At 65.4% G+C, this 17,109-nt stretch carries 22 protein-coding genes and 1 riboswitch; of the genes, 13 read left to right on the top strand and 9 right to left on the bottom strand.

The window, feature by feature from the left end:
- Positions 1-64: 64 nt before the first annotated feature.
- Positions 65-268 carry a hypothetical protein gene (locus XH96_RS06470; protein WP_194391545.1) on the bottom strand — a complete coding sequence of 68 codons (204 nt, stop codon included), beginning with the start codon at positions 266-268 and terminating at the stop codon, positions 65-67.
- Between XH96_RS06470 and XH96_RS06465 the strand changes: the two genes are divergently transcribed.
- The 5 genes from XH96_RS06465 (at position 251) to XH96_RS06445 (ending at position 4,017) form a co-directional block, all read left to right on the top strand.
- Positions 251-811, top strand: a complete 561-nt coding sequence (locus XH96_RS06465) for a nuclear transport factor 2 family protein (protein WP_246789975.1) — start codon at positions 251-253, stop codon at positions 809-811. The genes XH96_RS06470 and XH96_RS06465 overlap by 18 nt on opposite strands.
- Before the next feature lie 235 nt (positions 812-1,046).
- Entirely contained in the window at positions 1,047-1,487 is a 441-nt protein-coding gene (locus tag XH96_RS06460) for a nuclear transport factor 2 family protein (RefSeq protein ID WP_194391543.1), read from the top strand.
- Positions 1,488-1,858: 371 nt separating this feature from the next.
- Entirely contained in the window at positions 1,859-2,770 is a 912-nt protein-coding gene (locus XH96_RS06455) for a hypothetical protein (RefSeq protein WP_194394055.1), read from the top strand.
- A gap of 329 nt (positions 2,771-3,099) precedes the next feature.
- On the top strand, positions 3,100-3,522 hold the full coding sequence (locus XH96_RS06450) for a hypothetical protein (RefSeq protein ID WP_194391541.1): 423 nt from the start codon (positions 3,100-3,102) through the stop codon (positions 3,520-3,522).
- Between the two features lie 357 nt (positions 3,523-3,879).
- Positions 3,880-4,017, top strand: a complete 138-nt coding sequence (locus XH96_RS06445) for a hypothetical protein (RefSeq protein ID WP_194391540.1) — start codon at positions 3,880-3,882, stop codon at positions 4,015-4,017.
- A gap of 138 nt (positions 4,018-4,155) precedes the next feature.
- Here the strand turns inward: XH96_RS06445 and XH96_RS06440 are convergent, their stop codons facing one another.
- The 3 genes from XH96_RS06440 to XH96_RS06430 all read right to left on the bottom strand — a co-directional run bounded on the left by XH96_RS06440 (position 4,156) and on the right by XH96_RS06430 (position 5,433).
- Positions 4,156-4,302 carry a hypothetical protein gene (locus tag XH96_RS06440; protein ID WP_194391538.1) on the bottom strand — a complete coding sequence of 49 codons (147 nt, stop codon included), beginning with the start codon at positions 4,300-4,302 and terminating at the stop codon, positions 4,156-4,158.
- Between the two features lie 196 nt (positions 4,303-4,498).
- Positions 4,499-4,981 carry a MaoC family dehydratase gene (locus tag XH96_RS06435; RefSeq protein WP_194391536.1) on the bottom strand — a complete coding sequence of 161 codons (483 nt, stop codon included), beginning with the start codon at positions 4,979-4,981 and terminating at the stop codon, positions 4,499-4,501.
- A complete protein-coding gene (locus XH96_RS06430) occupies positions 4,981-5,433 on the bottom strand; it encodes a MaoC family dehydratase (protein WP_194391535.1) in 453 nt (150 codons plus the stop codon). The genes XH96_RS06435 and XH96_RS06430 overlap by 1 nt, the downstream gene beginning before the upstream one ends.
- A gap of 156 nt (positions 5,434-5,589) precedes the next feature.
- Between XH96_RS06430 and XH96_RS06425 the strand changes: the two genes are divergently transcribed.
- Entirely contained in the window at positions 5,590-5,886 is a 297-nt protein-coding gene (locus tag XH96_RS06425) for a DUF4282 domain-containing protein (protein WP_028176656.1), read from the top strand.
- A gap of 165 nt (positions 5,887-6,051) precedes the next feature.
- On the opposite strand, the gene ychF is transcribed toward XH96_RS06425, so the two are convergent.
- From ychF to XH96_RS06405, 4 genes are all read right to left on the bottom strand, one after another.
- Positions 6,052-7,149: a redox-regulated ATPase YchF gene (gene ychF / locus XH96_RS06420; RefSeq protein WP_194391534.1), complete on the bottom strand. Its 1,098-nt coding sequence runs from the start codon at positions 7,147-7,149 to the stop codon at positions 6,052-6,054.
- A gap of 171 nt (positions 7,150-7,320) precedes the next feature.
- Positions 7,321-7,932 (bottom strand): aminoacyl-tRNA hydrolase, encoded by a 612-nt coding sequence (pth, locus tag XH96_RS06415; protein ID WP_194391533.1) that lies wholly within the window; start codon positions 7,930-7,932, stop codon positions 7,321-7,323.
- Positions 7,933-7,990: 58 nt separating this feature from the next.
- Complete coding sequence (locus XH96_RS06410; RefSeq protein WP_194391532.1) at positions 7,991-8,710, bottom strand: 50S ribosomal protein L25/general stress protein Ctc; 720 nt, start codon at positions 8,708-8,710, stop codon at positions 7,991-7,993.
- A gap of 341 nt (positions 8,711-9,051) precedes the next feature.
- Entirely contained in the window at positions 9,052-9,303 is a 252-nt protein-coding gene (locus XH96_RS06405) for an accessory factor UbiK family protein (protein ID WP_194391531.1), read from the bottom strand.
- Positions 9,304-9,504: 201 nt separating this feature from the next.
- On the opposite strand from XH96_RS06405, the gene lgt reads away from it, so the two are divergent.
- The 5 genes from lgt (at position 9,505) to XH96_RS06380 (ending at position 14,228) form a co-directional block, all read left to right on the top strand.
- The gene (gene lgt / locus XH96_RS06400; RefSeq protein WP_194391530.1) at positions 9,505-10,350 is read left to right on the top strand and encodes a prolipoprotein diacylglyceryl transferase; all 846 of its coding nucleotides are present in this window, start codon (positions 9,505-9,507) and stop codon (positions 10,348-10,350) included.
- Positions 10,351-10,370: 20 nt separating this feature from the next.
- Positions 10,371-11,489: a class I SAM-dependent methyltransferase gene (locus tag XH96_RS06395; protein ID WP_194391529.1), complete on the top strand. Its 1,119-nt coding sequence runs from the start codon at positions 10,371-10,373 to the stop codon at positions 11,487-11,489.
- Entirely contained in the window at positions 11,486-12,253 is a 768-nt protein-coding gene (gene pgeF, locus XH96_RS06390; protein ID WP_194391528.1) for a peptidoglycan editing factor PgeF, read from the top strand. The genes XH96_RS06395 and pgeF overlap by 4 nt, the downstream gene beginning before the upstream one ends.
- A 200-nt stretch (positions 12,254-12,453) precedes the next feature.
- Positions 12,454-13,080, top strand: a complete 627-nt coding sequence (locus XH96_RS06385; protein ID WP_194391527.1) for a hypothetical protein — start codon at positions 12,454-12,456, stop codon at positions 13,078-13,080.
- Between the two features lie 194 nt (positions 13,081-13,274).
- Positions 13,275-14,228 carry a ribose-phosphate pyrophosphokinase gene (locus XH96_RS06380; RefSeq protein WP_194391526.1) on the top strand — a complete coding sequence of 318 codons (954 nt, stop codon included), beginning with the start codon at positions 13,275-13,277 and terminating at the stop codon, positions 14,226-14,228.
- A gap of 114 nt (positions 14,229-14,342) precedes the next feature.
- Here XH96_RS06380 and XH96_RS06375 read toward each other — a convergent pair whose 3' ends face one another.
- A complete protein-coding gene (locus XH96_RS06375) occupies positions 14,343-14,903 on the bottom strand; it encodes a 6,7-dimethyl-8-ribityllumazine synthase (RefSeq protein ID WP_194391525.1) in 561 nt (186 codons plus the stop codon).
- A 78-nt stretch (positions 14,904-14,981) separates the two neighbouring features.
- A riboswitch (FMN riboswitch) is annotated at positions 14,982-15,140 on the bottom strand.
- Positions 15,141-15,582: 442 nt separating this feature from the next.
- On the opposite strand from XH96_RS06375, the gene XH96_RS06370 reads away from it, so the two are divergent.
- Together XH96_RS06370 and proC are read left to right on the top strand one after the other, a co-directional pair.
- Entirely contained in the window at positions 15,583-16,083 is a 501-nt protein-coding gene (locus XH96_RS06370; RefSeq protein WP_194391524.1) for a YbjN domain-containing protein, read from the top strand.
- Between the two features lie 198 nt (positions 16,084-16,281).
- Positions 16,282-17,109 (top strand): pyrroline-5-carboxylate reductase, encoded by an 828-nt coding sequence (proC, locus tag XH96_RS06365; protein WP_194391523.1) that lies wholly within the window; start codon positions 16,282-16,284, stop codon positions 17,107-17,109.

Here is a 17,109-nt window from a genome sequence, read left to right as displayed (position 1 = left end):
GAGTGGTGGCTATGGATTCCGTGCTTCGCAGCGCCCCGGAATGACGAGGAGAGATTTGCTCTCCTCACCCCACGCTCGCCGTCATTACCGACTGCAGCAGCACGATCATCACGAGCTGGAACGAGGCGACAGGCTGGGTGCACCAGGCAGCCTGCTCCGCGCGCATTGCGCCATGCGCGCCACGCAACCGGATGGGCGGGAATTGCTGCATACCGCAATTCAACCCGCAATTGCATGCCATGAACCAGGCATGGCGCTCGCGCGTCATATCGTCTGCAACGTCCCTGTGACCTCGCGAACTGCCGGTGCGCGCGACCGCGCCTTGGCACTGCGCGACGGCACGGGCCAGACGAGGACGGGCAGGATGACGGTCGAGAAGCTGAATCGCCAACGCATCGTGCATCTGCTCGAGGCCTTCGCGCGCGGCGATATCGAGACGGCGCTGTCCTGCTGCACCGAGGACGTCGACTTCCTCACCCATGCGCCGATCGACGTGCTGCCGCACATGGGGCCGCGCCACGGCAAGGCCGAGCTGCGCGAGCTCTGGCAGACGGTCTGGTCGCGCTATTCGGAAATCCGCTACAAGGCGCCGCACATCCTCGCCGAGGGCGAGGCGGTCGCGACCTACATGCAGGCCTATTTCAGGAAGCGCAGCAACGGCCGCATCGTGCAGTTCGACATGGCGGTGTTCTACACCTTCCGCGGCGGGCTGGTGGCGGAGATCCGCGAAATCATCGATTCCTACGACTTGGTGCAGCAGGTGCTGGAGCGGGAGATCGGGCCGCTGATCACGGGGGCGCGAGGAGATTGATGCTTCTCGCCTCGCCCGGAACCCGCATCCGGGGCTTGCGTGCGGACCCGGAAGATTACGGGGTTCTGTTGTAAATCTTACAAATTCCGCTCAATGGTGCATTGCAAAAATGTGAATTGCGCTTTGGCCGAAGCCCCTTATTTTATTCGTATACAAACGAGTTGAGCCCCGGCACGAGACCGTGCATGGGGTTGTTTTCCGTTTCTTTCGCAAGCCAGCTTCAGGACTGCCCAAAATGACAGAGCACAGCCTCTGGCGTTTCTCGCGCGCGTTGCACCGCGCGATCAACGACCGGCATTTCGAGGACATCGAAGCGCTCATCGACGAGGACGTCGAGTGGGCGCTCTACGGCCCGATCGACATGTTTCCGTTCCTCGGCGCGCGCCAGGGCAAGGAGGCCGTGCTCGACGTCATCCGCCAGATCGCCGACAATTTCCACGTTCGCCGCTTCGACCGCGAGAGCATCATGCTCGGCGTCGATTCCGCCGCCTCGATGCTGCGCTATTCACTGACCGCACTGGATTCCAACAGGCCGATCAGCCTGCGCGTGGCGCAGTTCGCCCAGTTCAGGGCGGGCAAGCTTGCCAGCATGCGCGTGCTGATCGACACCTTCGATCTGGTCGAGCAGGCACTCGGCCGCGCCATTCATCTGCCGAAGATGACCAGCGTCGGCTAACGCATGATCCGGACCCGAAGGGCCGCGTTAGCGCAAAGTGCGAAGCGGTTTTCCGAGAAGATCATGCGCAATCAACAACCTGAAGCGCGATGATGATCATCGCGCTTTAGGGGGGACGCCAACGGGCCCCGCTTGTCGGGACCGACGACAAGGCTATCGCGACGTCCTGGCCTCCAGCCCCGCCGGATGCCGTCGCATCAAAAGCTCGTCGTCGGGCGCGCGCGGTTCGCGCGGCCCGTTGGTTCGCGTCCCCTTTGGAGAACCGCCACAATTCCGCAACGATGGATCAGCATCCTGTGAGCGGAATGGCGCATGGCCGAACGTCGATCTATACTATCGGCAAGCATGCGCTGGGGTTCGCGGGCAGGACGATGGAATTCTCGACAGGGTTTGGCTGGACCAGGCTGCCGGTGCTGGCGGCCGCATTCATTCTGGGCTCGGTGCTGACGTTACAGGCGCAGATCATTCCGCCGGTCGCAGCAGTGCCCGACGAGGAGGCCGAGACCGAGGCCGCCGAGACCCCCGACGCCAACGACCCCGACGTGCTCAAGGGCATCGATGTCGACAAGCTCGATTGGAGCCAGCTCGCGGTCGATGCCGGGACCGGTATCGACCCCATGGCCGCCAAGAAGCGCGCCCAGGCCGCAGCCAGGGACGGCCTGGACTGGTCCTCGAACCCCAATGCAAACGGCTCCTCGGCCGTGACCGTGAAGCAATCCGTGTTCTCGTTCTGGGATACGCGGATCGGCGCCGACATGACGGTGACGAGCGAGCCGCGGACGATGTCCGAGCTGCTGGCGCAGAAGGCCACCAATGGCGGCAGCCTGCCGCAATCCTCCGGCAGTGCCTGGGCCACCGCGACCGCGCCGGGCGCGGGCTCGCTCTGGGACAAGACCGCCGTGGAAGCCCGGGTCGATCCCGGCGCCGAGCACAGCAAGATCGGGGCATCGCTGACCAAGTCGGTGCCGCTGTCGGGCGACACCTCGCTGACGCTGCAGAACGGCTACAGCGTCAACCAGCAGGGCACCACCGCAGTCCCCGGCATCGGCGGCCACGTCACGCGCAATTACGAGACCGACCAGACCGCCAAGGTCACCCTCACCGACACCGGCACCAGCATCACCGCCGGCCAGACGCTGTCGACCACCGACGACAAATGGCTGCACAGATTCGGCGCCGAACAGAAGCTGTTCGACAACGTCACCGTCTCCGGCTCGGTCGGCGAGACCTCGCAGGGCGCGATCAACAAGAGCGTGACGGCAGGTTTCAAGAAGAGCTGGTGAGCCCTTCGCTCCACCTTCTCCCCTCATCCTGAGGGCGCTCCGAAGGAGCGCGTCTCGAAGGATCGAGGCCCCTCTGCCACAGCCGGGCCTGCCTGGTTCGAGACGCGCGCGAAGAGCGCGCTCCTCACCATGAGGGGATAGGATTGTCGTCGCCGCGACAGCATTCACACTCTCCTAACCATGCGCCACGGCAAAACCCCTGAATCGTCCCCCCTTGCCGCATCTCGGCCCATTTGCGGCCAAATTCGGACGCCTTGATGGGGCAGCCTCACAGACGTCGTCGTGCGGGGGACACTCGCGCTGCGCTCAACGCGAACAGGGGAATAACGATGAACGCCACCCGTCCCGAAAAGATCGAAGCCACCGAGACCGAGACGGTCGACACCAACCTCGCCGCCGTGACCGAGGTCGAAGCCGGCATCCGCGATTTCGTCCGGAACGACATCGCCTATCTGCGCCGCCCGGCAGCCTCCACGACCGACGCGCCGCCGCTCGACCCGAGCGCGGAAGCCACCGTCAACAACGTGAACTCGCTGATCCAGCGCGTCGCCGGCACGTCGCTCGCCGAGATCGAGAACCTGATCTCCGAGCTCGAGAGCCTGCGCGACCTGCTCCACGCCGAAGGCCAGCGCGTCCAGCGCGAGATCTCCGGCTACGCCCAGCTCAGCCAGGCTGCGATGAAGTCGACCCGCATGATCGCCGACAACGTCGCGCAGTGGAAGCGCGCCGCCGACGGCCTGCGCAACAGCTGATCGCAAAGCACCGCATCACCGGCCGCCGCGTTCCGGAAGGGGCGCGGCGGTTTTGATTCTTGGTTTTGATTCTTGGGGGTGCGATCTCCCGAACGAAGGTGTCGTCGCCCGACTTGATCGCGCGATCCAGTACTCCCGGGACGGTGAGGCAGGAGCCGAGAGGCCGCGGCGTCCTGGATGCCCCGGTCGAGCCGGGGCATGGCGGTGGAGGGTGTTGCTGCGAAGGACATGACAGCGCGGCAGTGAACAGGCGGTCACGCGGCTCGACGCAGAGCCCCACCTTTGAACCCTCCACCCCGCTCCGGCGACAAACGCCAAGCGCTCGTGGCCGTTTTGGCCGGGCCCTGGGGACACGTCATGGAAAGCATTCGGCCCGACAACACGGACCCTATATCGCTGCAGCCCGCGCCGAATCAGCTCGGCACGATCATGCTGCGCTTTGTCGGATTGCTGGCGGTTGCGGTCGCGTTGCTGGCGTTCGTCTACAGCCGCTGACAGCGGGCCGGACGCCGCCCCCTAAAGCGCGATGCGATTCGGATGAAGCGTCATCGCGGTCCAGATTGTCGTTTAAGCAGATCGTTCCTGAAACCGCTGCGCGCTCTTCCGGATCATGCTTCAGAAATCAGCGCCCCCTTATCGGGCGGCCTCCACGGTCGAGGCGTCGAGGGTGTAGCCGCCATCGGCATAGCCCTTCACCACCATGCCGGCGACCAGCATCACGGCGAGCGTCGCGGTCGCGAAGATGAATCCAACGAATTTGAGTGCGCCGCGATCTGCCATGGTCCTCGTCCCCTGTCCTCAGCCAATTCGTTTCAAATAGACAGCGACAGGTTCATAATTAGTTAGCAACTCACTGGTTCCGCCAAACTGCTCGCGGTAACCATGTTGCGCAGGCTTATGGCAGCCACCCGGAATCGCGTCCATAGCGCGCGGGCAACACTCGCGCACTCATTTGCACGTTCATTCTGGAACGAGTCTAAGCGCTGTTTGCACGCGTCGGCACGAACGCGCTGGCGGTGATCGAATAGACCTCCTCGCCGCGCTGGTTGGTGCCGGTGGTCCGGGCCGTCAGAATGCCCCAGCCGGGGCGCGAGGCGGAGGTGCGCTTGTCGACGACGACATTGACGAAAGCAACGATGTCGCCGGCGAGCACGGGCCTGATCCAGCGCAGGTCGCGAAAGCCCGGCGACGGGCCCCACACCGCGACCTCCTCGCCGCGCGAAGCGGCTTCCCGCGCCAGACGCTGGCCGTCGGCGACAAGCAGGCTCATGCAGGCCGAGCCGACATGCCAGCCGGAGGCGGCGAGCCCGCCGAACAGCGAGTTCTTGCCTTCCTCCTCGTCGAGGTGAAAACGCTGCGGATCGAACTTTGCGGCGAACGTCTTGATGGCCTCGGCCGTGAACGTATAGCTGCCGATCTCGCGGCGCTGTCCGATCGCGATGTCTTCGAAGAACCGCATCAGGCCGCTCCCTCGCGCCGCTTGATCAGGATCGGCGAGGTCATCTCGGCGAGGGCCTGTCCCGCCGCGTTGCGCACGGTGCATTTGAACTTGACGATGCCGAGCTCCGGTCGGCTCTTCGAGGCGCGCGCCTCCACCACGTCGACCTCGAGCATGAGATCGTCGCCGGGTCGAAGCGGCGACATCCAGCGCACCTCATCCACGCCGGGCGAGCCGAGCGATGCGGCACGGGTGATGAAGCCGTCGGCCATCATCCGCATCATCAGCGAGCACAGGTGCCAGCCCGAGCCGGACAGGCCGCGCAGCATGCTTTTCGCCGCCGCCGCCTCGTCGAGGTGCATCGGCTGCGGATCGAACTCGGCGGCAAAGGCCAATATCTCGTCGCGGGTGACATGGCGCGGGCCGAACGTTCCGAACCGGCCGGGCGGGAAATCTTCGAAGGTCAGGGTCATCTTGGGATGGGTTGGCGGAAATGACAGATTGTGGCCGCACTTTGCGGCAATCTCAACCCGCCGGCCCGCATGGCTCGTGCTACATATGGGGTGTCGGCGTTGATCCTGAGTCGGATCTACCGACGGCCGAGGCCTGATTTGCCCCTGGGGAGAGCGATGTTTTCATTCAGCGACCTGTTTCAATGGGACCGCTTCATCACGCCGACGATCATCAAGACCTTCTACTGGCTGGTGATCGCGCTGATCTGCCTGTTCGGCCTCTCCGGCATCTTCTCTGGCCTGGCCGCGATGGCGATCAGCCCGTTCGGCGGTTTCCTGGTGCTGCTCTCCTCGATCGCCAGCGTCGTGGTCGGCATCGTGTTCTCGCGCATCGTCGCGGAGCTGATCCTGATCGTCTTCCGCATCAACGAGCATCTCGGCGCGATCCGCGACCAGGGCGGCGGGATACGGTGAGGCCTCGTGTCCCGGACGCGGCGCGGCATGAAATGACGCGACGCAGAGCCGGGACCATGCCTCCGCAATCAAGACTTCTGGGCCCGGCTCTGCAGCGCACCGCACTGGACGATGCTTCGCATCGCCAGGGAAGCGCTGCGCTGCGTCCGGGGCACGAAATCCAGCTTACGTATTGAACCTGAAATGCATCACGTCGCCGTCGGCGACGACGTATTCCTTGCCTTCGAGGCGGAGCTTGCCGGCATCGCGCGCGCCGGCTTCGCCGCCGAACGCGACGTAGTCCTCATACGCGATGGTCTCGGCGCGGATGAAGCCTTTTTCGAAGTCGGTATGAATCACGCCGGCCGCGGCCGGCGCCTTGGTGCCGCGATGGATGGTCCAGGCGCGCGCTTCCTTCGGGCCGATGGTGAAGTAGGTGACGAGGTCGAGCAGCGTGTAGCCGGCGCGGATCAGGCGATCGAGGCCGGCTTCCTCCAGCCCCAGCGTCTCCAGGAACTCGGCGCGCTCCTCGCGTGAAATGGTGGCGATCTCGGACTCGATCTTCGCGGAGATGACGACGGCGACCGCGCCTTCCTTGGCGGCCTGCTCCTGCACGGCCTTCGAGAACGAATTGCCGGTCGCGGCCGAGCCTTCCTCGACGTTGCAGACATAGAGCACGGGCTTGGACGACAGCAGGCCGAGCATGGAGAAGGCGCGCTCCTCCTCGGGCTTGCGCTCGACGAGGCGCGCGGGCTTGCCCTCGCGCAGCAGCACCAGGGTGCGGTTGACGAGATCGAGCTGCTCCCTGGCGTCCTTGTCGTTGCCCTTGGCCTTCTTGGTGAGATTGTCGACGCGTTTCTCGAGGCTGTCGAGATCGGCGAGCATCAGCTCGGTCTCGATGGTCTCGATGTCGGCCAGCGGGGCGATCTTGCCCTCGACATGGGTGATGTCGGAATCTTCAAAACAGCGCACCACATGCGCGATGGCATCGACCTCGCGGATATTGGCGAGGAACTGGTTGCCGAGGCCTTCGCCCTTGGAAGCGCCGCGCACGAGGCCCGCGATGTCGACGAAGGTCAGCCGCGTCGGAATGATCTGGCCGGACTTGGCGATGGCGGCCAGCTTCTCCAGCCGCGGATCGGGCACGGCGACCTCGCCGACATTCGGCTCGATGGTGCAGAATGGATAGTTCGCGGCCTGCGCCGCGGCCGTCTCGGTCAGCGCATTGAACAAGGTCGACTTGCCGACATTGGGCAATCCGACGATCCCGCATTTGAATCCCATGGTCTCTTCCAGTCTTCGCGCCGCGGGCGCGTGCGTTCGTTGAAGTCGTCATGCCCGGCCTTGTGCCGGGCATCCACGTCCTTCGCTCCGCGGAGAAAGAAAGGCGTGGATGGCCGGGTATCTGGCGCAAAGACGCGCTTCGCGCTTTTGTCCGGCCGTGACGGAGAGAGATCAGTTCGATTTCTCTCCGTTGTCGTCCTTGCTCAAAAATCCCTTCGCCTGCATGGCGAGATGCACCCTGTTGGCGAAGGTCGCGTCCGTGCCCTTGGCGACCAGGCCAGCGTGCTCGGCGACGGCATCGCAGAGCGTCGCCACCCATTCGTTGTCGGCCTTGGCGAAGTCCGACAGCACGTGGCCGTGCACCAGTTCCTTGACGCCGGGATGACCGATGCCGAGCCGGACCCGACGGTAGTCGTTGCCGATATGCGCCGAGATCGAACGCAGCCCGTTATGGCCGGCGATGCCGCCACCGATCTTCACCCGCACCTTGCCCGGCGGCAGCTCGAGCTCGTCATGGAACACGGTGACGTCGCCTGGCGCGATCTTGAAGAAACCTGCCGCTTCCTGAACGCTGCGGCCGGACTCGTTCATGTAGGTCGTGGGCTTGAGCAGGATCACGCGCTCAGACCCGAGCGTGCCTTCCGAGGTCTCGCCCTGAAAGCGGCGGCGCCATGGTGCGAAACCATGACGCCGCGCGATCTCGTCGACGGCCATGAAGCCGATATTGTGCCGGTTGCGTGCGTATTTCGCGCCGGGATTGCCGAGCCCAACAAAGAGTCGCATGACGCGGCGCGCCCCTCGCTCGGCGCGCGATCAGGGACCGCGCGCCAGCCTTGAGAGATTACTTCTTCTTGTCGCCGCCGGCGGGAGCCTTGGCAGCCGCCGCCGGAGCAGCAGCAGCCGGAGCAGCCGCACCAGCCGCCGGAGCCGCCGCAGCGCCCGGAGCCGCGCCACCGGCAGCCGCCGCAGCCGCGGCCTTCTGCTCTTCGGCGTAGCCGGACGGCGGCACGATGGTGACGAGGGTCGCGTCCTCGCGAGTCAGCGCCTTCACGCCGGCCGGCAGCTTGACGTCCGACAGATGCAGCGAGTGACCGATTTCGAGCGAGCCGACATCGGCCTCGATGTACTGCGGAATGCTCTCGACGCCGCATTCGAGCTCGATCGCGTGGGCGACGATGTTAACGGTGCCGCCGCGCTTCACGCCCGGCGAGCCTTCCGCCTTCACCACGTGCAAGGGCACGCTGATGCGGATGGTGGCGCCTTCGCCGAGCCGCATGAAGTCGACATGGATCGGGAAGTCCTTGACCGGATCGAGGTGGTAGTCGCGCGGAATCACGCGGTGCTTCTTGCCCTCGAGGTCGATGTCGACCAGCGTGGTCAGGAACCGGCCGGCGAGGATGCGCTGGCGCAGTTCACGATCTTCGATCGAGATCGTCAGCGGGGGCTGGTTGTTGCCGTAGATCACTCCGGGCACTCTGCCGGCGCGACGCTCAGCCCGGGCGGCCCCCTTGCCGCTCTTCGGACGTGCGGTCGCCTTCAATTCCTTGACGGTCGTCGCCATGTCGTTAAGTCCTTGTTTTTGCAAAAGTTAATGGGCCGCAGCGCGGCCCATGGCATCATCCGCAGCAAGCCTCCAGGGGTGCGGGGGCCGCGAACGTGGCGGGCTTTTACCCGGAAGATGCGGAAATGACAAGGAGAATGGGCTGGCAGGAACGGGTTCCTACCCTCCCCTGGAGGGGGAGGGTAGGCTCACATTGAGCGCAGCGAAATGTGAGACGGGGTGGGGTGATCTCTCCCCACGGGCACTGTTCAACGCGGAGAGACTGTCACCCCACCCCGCTCGCGCTACGCGCGATCGACCCTCCCCCTCCAGGGGAGGGTCAGAGACGTCCGGCCGTCTTATTACCCGCCCAGCTTGGCCTCCAGCGCTGCAATCCTTGCCTTCAGCGCTTCGTTCTCCTCGCGCGCGAGGCGCGCCATGTCCTTGACCGCCTCGAACTCCTCGCGCTTGACGAGGTCCATGTCGCGCAGGAATTTCTCCGCCTGGGTGCGCATCACGGTGTCGAACTCGCGCTTGACGCCCTGGGCGGCACCGGCGGCGTCGTTCATCAGGCGGCCGATCTCGTCGAACAACCGGTTGCTGGTCTGGGTCATTTCGGCCTCCGATAAACTTTGCGCGAACTGTCGAAAAGACAATGGCAATCCGCATCGAACGGTTCAAGAGCCGATCGCCGGTATCCTTGTCATGAACCGGTTTCCTTGCAATCGTATTCAACGTGCCTGCATAAGAAGAATCACGCGGCGCCCGCTGCTGGTGCTCCGTCGCCGCAATCTCGTCCAGACATAGAAGGCGCGATGCCCTTTCTGCTGATCGACTTTCCCGCCTTCAAGCCGATCGCGATCGAGATCGGTCCATTCGCGATCCGATGGTATGCGCTGGCCTATATCTGCGGCATCGTGTTCGGCTGGCTCTATGCGCGCTCGCTCCTGAAGAACCAGCGCCTGTGGGGCGGACCGGCGCCGATCTCGCTGGTGCAGGTCGACGACTTCATCCTGTGGGTCACGCTCGGCATCATCCTCGGCGGCCGCACCGGCTACGTGCTGTTCTACAACCTGCCCTTCTTCATCGATCATCCCGCCGCGATCTTCAGATTGTGGGAGGGCGGCATGTCCTTCCACGGCGGCTTCCTCGGCTGCGTCGTCGCAGTGATGTGGTTCGCCTATCGCAACAAGATCCCGATCCTGTCGCTCGGCGACATCACCACCGCCGTCGCCCCGGTCGGGCTGCTGCTCGGACGAATCGCCAACTTCATCAACGGCGAATTGTGGGGCCGCGCCACGGATGCGAGCCTGCCCTGGGCGATGGTCTTCCCCAACGATCCGACGCAGCTGCCGCGCCATCCGAGCCAACTTTACGAAGCGGGCATGGAGGGCATCCTGCTGTTCACGGTGCTCGCGATCATGATCCGCTTCGGCGCGCTGAAGCGCCCCGGCATGATCCTCGGCGCGTTCATCCTGATCTACGGCCTGACCCGCATCGCCGGCGAGCATTTCCGCGAGCCGGACGCGCAGCTCGGTTTCCTCTGGGGCGGGTTAACCATGGGCATGCTGTTGTCGATCCCGATGCTTATCGTCGGCGCGCTACTTATTGTATGGGCTGTCAAGCGGGGGGCGGCGAAGCCCCTCCAGGCCATTCGTTAGTTCATTTCGAGAAGACAGCCGTGACCGACTCGCCGCTCCTGAACGAGATCAAGGCGCTGATCAAATCCTCAGGCCCGATGCCGGTCTGGCGGTACATGGAATTGTGCCTGATGCATCCGCGCTACGGCTATTACGTCTCGCGCGATCCGCTCGGGCGCGAGGGCGACTTCACCACCGCCCCCGAAGTCAGCCAGATGTTCGGCGAGCTCTTAGGGTTGTGGACTGCCTCGGTCTGGAAGCACATGGGCTCGCCGCAATTCCTGCGGCTGATCGAGCTCGGCCCCGGCCGCGGCACCATGATGGCGGATGCGCTGCGCGCATTGCGCGTGCTGCCGCCGCTCTACCAGGCGCTCAACATCCACCTGGTCGAGGTCAATCTCGTCCTGCGCGAACGGCAGAGCGCGATGCTGGCGAACGTGCGCAACATCGCCTGGCATGACAGCATCGACGACGTACCGGACGGCCCAAGCATCATCCTCGCCAATGAATATTTCGACGTGCTGCCGGTCCGCCAGATGGTGCGGCTCGAGAACGGCTGGCACGAGCGTGTGATCGAGATCGACCCCAACGGCAAGCTTCAGTTCGGCGCGGCGCCGGAGCCGACACCGCGCTTCGAGGTGCTGCTGCCGCCTCTGGTGCGCGCGGCGCCCATCGGGGCGGTCTTCGAGTGGCGGCCCGACGGCGAGATCATGAAGCTCGCCACGCGCGTGCGCGACCAGGACGGCGCGGCGCTCATCATCGACTACGGCCATCTGCGCAGCGATGCCGGCGACACCTTCCAGGCCATCGCGCGCCACAGCTTCACCGATCCCTTGAAAGCCCCGGGCCAGGCCGACGTCACCGCCCATGTCGACTTCCAGGCGCTGGCGCGCGCGGCCGAGGATGTCGGCGCCCGCGTGCACGGCCCGGTAACGCAAGGCGACTTCCTCAAGCGGATCGGCATCGACACCCGCGCCGCGGCCTTGATGCAGAAGGCGACACCCGAAGTCGCCACCGACATTTCGGTCGCGCTCAAGCGCCTGACCGATACCGGGCGCGGCGGCATGGGCTCGATGTTCAAGGTGCTCGGCATCTCCGAGCCGCGGCTGACGGGCCTTGCCGGCCTCAGCGATCTCGAACAGGCCGGAGAGACCTCATGACGCTGGCTTCCTCGCTGCTGTCCGCCGTGCCGGGCCTGCGCCATGCCTTCTTCACCCGCGAAGGCGGCGTCTCCGGCGGCATCTATTCCGCGCTGAACGGCGGGCTCGGCTCCCATGACGATCAGGCCCTCGTCGCCGAGAACCGCCGCCGCATGGCCGAGCATGTCGGCGTCGCGCCCGAGCGCTTCCTCAGCCTGCACCAGATCCATTCGCCCGACGTGCTCGTGGCCGATGCGCCGTGGCCGAACGGGCCACGACCCAGGGGCGACGCGCTGGTGACCAGGACGCCAGGCGTTGCGCTCGGCGTCTCCACTGCCGATTGCGGGCCGGTGCTGTTCGTCGATCCCAATGCGCGCGTGATCGGCGGCGCGCATGCCGGCTGGAAGGGCGCACTCACCGGCGTGCTGGAAGCGACGATCTCGGCGATGGAGACGCTCGGCGCAACGCGCGGCGGCATCATCGCCGCGATCGGCCCCCTGATCCGGCAGGAGAGCTACGAGGTCGGCAACGAGTTCGTGACGCGTTTCATCGAGGCGGACGCCGAGAACGCGATGTTCTTCATCCCGTCCGTGCGCGAGGGCCACGCGATGTTCGATCTCGCCGGCTTCATCCGCAGGCGGCTGGACATGGCGGGCATCCTGATGATCGACGATCTCGGCCTCGACACCTATGCCGACGAGCGCTTCTTCAGCTATCGCCGCTCGGTGCATCGCAAGGAGCCGGACTACGGCCGGCACGTTCACGCGATCGCGCTCGAAGCGTGAACACAGGGGCAACACGCCGTCATTCCGGGGCGGCTCGAAGAGCCGAACCATGGTGCGCTTGCGCACCAGAGAATCTCGAGATTCCGGGTTCGATGCTTCGCATCGCCCCGGAATGACGGTGCTTAGACACGGATGACAGCAGCCTGTGGCGCCGCCGCCCTAGACGTTAATGCGTTTTAACGATATCGCTGCCCTCCATAATGAGGGAAGCGTCATCTTTTCTGCGCCGCGCGGGGTCGCGCGTGCTAGCGGTCGTGCTGCTGGCGGCTGCGACTGCGCTTGGCGGCTGCGCCGGCGGCAACGCGCCGGGCAATTCCTATGCGATGGCGCCGAGCGGCGGTGGCGGCGCCACGGTGGCGTTCGAATCCATCGACGGACCGCCGCCGCAGGTGTTCGACCGCATGGTCGGGGTGCTCGACAGCGAATCCAAGCTGCGCAGCCTGTCCGTGGTCTCCCGCGAGGGCACGGCCGCCTACCGCGTGCGCAGCTACCTCTCCGCCCAGGTGGTGCGCGGCAAGACGGTGATCGCCTGGGTCTGGGACGTCTACGACGCCAACCAGCAGCGGGCGCTGCGCCTCTCCGGCGAGGAACCGACCTCGGCCAAGGGCGGCCGCGACGCGACACGTGATGCTTGGGCGGCTGCTGACGATCTCGTGTTGCGGAAGATCGCCCAGGCCGGATTCAGCGGACTTTCCAACATGATCAACGGAACGCCGGATGCACCGGGCGCGGCTCCGGCCTTGCGCGGACCGGCGGTGGCGAGCGTCATCAAGGACGCTCCGCGGTCGGACATGCCGGCCTCGGCCCTCGGCTATGCCGAGCAATAACCCTCGCTAAACCACGGCCTCAAGTTGCGGCCAAGCCGTTGACCCGACTCTGGATTTTCAAAGGGAAAACGTAGCATCCCGGGTTGCCATTGCAGCCTCCGGCCTGATATTTCCTCGCCCGTCGTAACCGTGCTTCCAGTGGGTATTTTCTGATGTTGAACGTCGTATCCAGCAAAGCGCGGGAGGAAGCGTCCATGTCGGGCAAGAACGGCTCCATCAAGCTCGTCGCCGGCAACTCCAATCCGGCTCTCGCGCAGGCCATCGCGCAAGGGCTCCACATGCCGCTGACCAAGGCGGTGGTGCGGCGCTTCGCCGACATGGAGATCTTCGTCGAGGTCCAGGAGAACATCCGCGGTTCGGATGCCTTCATCATTCAGTCGACCTCGTTTCCGGCGAACGACAACCTGATGGAGCTGCTGATCATCACCGACGCGCTGCGCCGCTCCTCGGCACGCCGCATCACCGCAGTGATCCCCTATTTCGGCTATGCCAGGCAGGACCGCCGCTCCGGCTCGCGCACGCCGATCTCGGCCAAGCTCGTCGCCAATCTGATCACCCATGCCGGCGTCGACCGCGTCTTGACGCTCGACTTGCATGCCGGCCAGATCCAGGGCTTCTTCGACATCCCGACCGACAATCTGTTCGCTGCCCCCCTGATGGTGCGCGACATCCGCGAACGCTTCGACCTCGGCAAGGTGATGGTGGTCTCGCCCGACGTCGGCGGCGTCGCCCGCGCCCGCGGCCTCGCCAAGCGCATCAACACCCCGCTCGCGATCGTCGACAAGCGCCGCGAGCGTCCCGGCGAGTCCGAGGTCATGAACGTGATCGGCGACGTCTCCGGCTACAGCTGTATCCTGGTCGACGACATCGTCGACTCCGGCGGCACGCTGGTGAACGCGGCCGACGCGCTGATCGCCAAGGGCGCCAAGGACGTCTACGCCTACATCACCCATGGCGTGCTCTCCGGCGGGGCGGCCGCCCGCATCACGAACTCCAGGCTGAAGGAGCTCGTGATTACCGACTCGATCCTGCCGACCGAGGCGGTGAGCAAGGCGCCGAACATCCGCACGCTGCCGATCGCCAGCCTGATCTCGGACGCGATCGCACGTACGGCGGCGGAAGAATCGGTGTCGAGCCTGTTCGACTGACACCGTCATTCCGGGGCGGCGCGTCAGCGCCGAACCCGGAATCCATCTTGCAGCATTCCGTGTCGATAAATGGATTCCGGGCTCGCGCTACGCGCGCCCCGGAATGACCATTGCCTACCCCACGATTCCCGCCGCGACCTGGCCGCGCAGGCGCTCCAGGCCGTGCAACGTCTCCGCACAGGCTGCCGCGACCTCGACGCCCTTGATGGCAAAATGCTTGCGGAAGAAGTCGTAGTGCACCTCGGTCTCGTGGAACTGCTGTGGGGTTAGCACCGCGGAGAACACCGGCACCTCGGTGCGGAGTTGCACATCCATCAGCGCCTTGATCACGGTGTCGGCAACGAATTCGTGCCGGTAGATGCCGCCGTCGACGACGAGGCCGGCGGCGACGATCGCGGTGTAGCGCCGCGTCTTGGCGAGGACCTGCGCGTGCAGCGGGATCTCGAACGAACCCGGCACCTCGAACACGTCGACGTGGGTGAGGTGACGGGCTTCCGCCTCCTTCATGAAGGCGATGCGGGCCTCCGCGACCACGTCGCGGTGCCAGCAGGCCTGCACGAAAGCCACCCGCTGCGGCTTGGCGAAGCGCGGATGCGAAGGTGCCGGGTCCGCGGGAACCGGCGGCGGCTGTATTTGGGACGTTTCGGCTTGGGGATCTTGCAGCATCTGATTCATGGCTTTCCTCGGTTTAAGGACCAGAATCAGGGCACACGGAACGACAAACAGCCGCATCGTCTCGATGCGTCTGCCAGCGACCGTTCTCTTTCATCCGGACTTTAACCGTCGGCTTCGGAGTTGCACCGAATCTGCTGACCCTTCCCTTCGGGATACCCCTCACGGAAGGCGCTCGCGGGCTTGGGCCTTTCGGCCCTTACCGCCGGTGGGGACTTTCACCCCGCCCTGAGAACATCGGCCGTCCGGGATGAACGGCCTGCCCGGAAATATGCCGCCGGCGGGCCGGCGCGGCAAGCGCGTTCCGCATGGGCAAATCGCATGGTCCCATGCCGGGGTTGAGGCCCTCTTGGCGGTTGGGATCTCGCCAGGCGGAATGAACCGTCGGCGCCGGCTCGAATCCGATTCCGGTTTGTTCTCCTTGGTCGGGATTGGCACCGCCGCACGTTAATAATTGTGGCGGAGATGAGCTGTGGACGAAGGAGTCCTGGCTTGTGGACGGACTCGGGACCCCGTTGCGCAGATTCCGCAAATCACATCACTTGATCCGCGAAAGGCCCGCGCTGATCCGAGGGGATCGCGAGAGCGACTCCGGGGATCGCGGTTAGCGTCTAGGGAGCGCGCGCCGGGCCCAACCGCGTGCGTATTTAAAGACAACAAGAAGGCAAGAGGTCGAGACGGCATGTCCCTGCTCGAAGGCACCATCGATTCCAGAAGCCATCCGCTCGCGGTGGTCGAGGACATCGCTGCCAGCAACAACTGGCCGTTCGAACGCTCCGGCGAAGACGAACTCACGATTGTCTCCAAGGGACAATGGACCGACTACCAGCTCTCCTTCACCTGGATGGGCGAGATCGAGGCGCTGCATCTGGCCTGCGCCTTCGACATGAAGATTCCATTGCCGCGGCGGAGCGAGGTGCAGCGGCTCGTCGCAGCGGTGAACGAGCAGCTGTGGGTCGGCCATTTCGACCTGTGGATCAACACCGGCATGGTGATGCATCGCCAGGCCCTGGTGCTGCCGGGCGGCCTCATCGCCTCGACCGCGCAGTGCGAAGCCATGCTCGCCGGCGCCATCCACGCCTGCGAGCGCTACTTCCCGGCGTTCCAGTTCGTGGTGTGGGCCGGCAAAACCACCGCGCAAGCCATGGACGCAGCAATGTTCGACACGGTGGGCGAGGCGTAAGGCGCGCCTCACCTTCCCGGCGCTGTGAGGCGACCACGCTCTCACCTCATCGTCATCCCTGCGAACGCAGGGACCCATACCGCGTGATTTCGCCGTAGCGTGCGGTGCTTGTTGCTCTGCCCTCCATCCATTAGAACCGCCCCGTGGTTATGGGTCCCTGCGTTCGCAGGGACGACACCTCTTGCTTGGGTGATCAAAGTGGCAAACAGCAATCCCCTCCAAAACATCACCGGCACCATCCTGCTCGCCGGCGCCGGCAAGATGGGCGGCGCGATGCTGACCGGGTGGCTTTCAGGCGGGCTCGATCCGCGCCGCGTCGCGGTGATCGAGCCGCACGTCTCGCCCGAGATCTCCGCACTCGCCGCCAAGGGCGTCGTGCTCAATCCCGATGCGAAGACCGCCGGCCCCGTCGAGACGCTGGTCGTCGCGGTGAAGCCGCAGATGTTCCGCGAGGCCGGCGCCAAGCTGAAACCGTTCGTCTCGAACCAGACCTTGGTGGTCTCGATCATGGCGGGCACCACGATCGCCTCGCTTGCCGAAGTCTGCGGCGGCACCGTGGTGCGCGCGATGCCGAACACGCCAGCCGCGATCGGCCGCGGCATCACCGTCGCCGTTGCAGCGAACAGCGTCAGCGCCGCCCAGCGTGCCGTGGCCGATGCGCTGCTGCGCGCCACCGGCGCGGTGGAATGGGTCGAGGACGAAGGCCTGATGGACGCGGTCACCGCCGTGTCCGGCTCGGGGCCGGCCTATGTGTTCCTGCTCGCCGAGGAGCTCGCCCGCGCCGGTGTGGAAGCGGGCCTGCCCGAAGCGCTGGCGACGAAGCTCGCCCGCGAGACCGTCGCCGGCTCCGGCGAGCTGCTGCACCAGTCGGAGCTTCCCTCGGCCACGCTGCGCCAGAACGTCACCTCGCCCGGCGGCACCACCGCCGCGGCCCTCGGCGTGCTCATGGGTGAGCCCGGCCTGCGCGATCTCATGATCCGCGCGGTCGCGGCGGCGACGCAGCGATCCAAGGAATTGGCGAAGTAA

This window comes from Bradyrhizobium sp. CCBAU 51765, assembly GCF_015291725.1.
Lineage (GTDB): Bacteria > Pseudomonadota > Alphaproteobacteria > Rhizobiales > Xanthobacteraceae > Bradyrhizobium > Bradyrhizobium liaoningense.
Note: the sequence above shows the minus strand (reverse complement) of the source record. Positions and strands in the feature narration are given on the sequence as shown.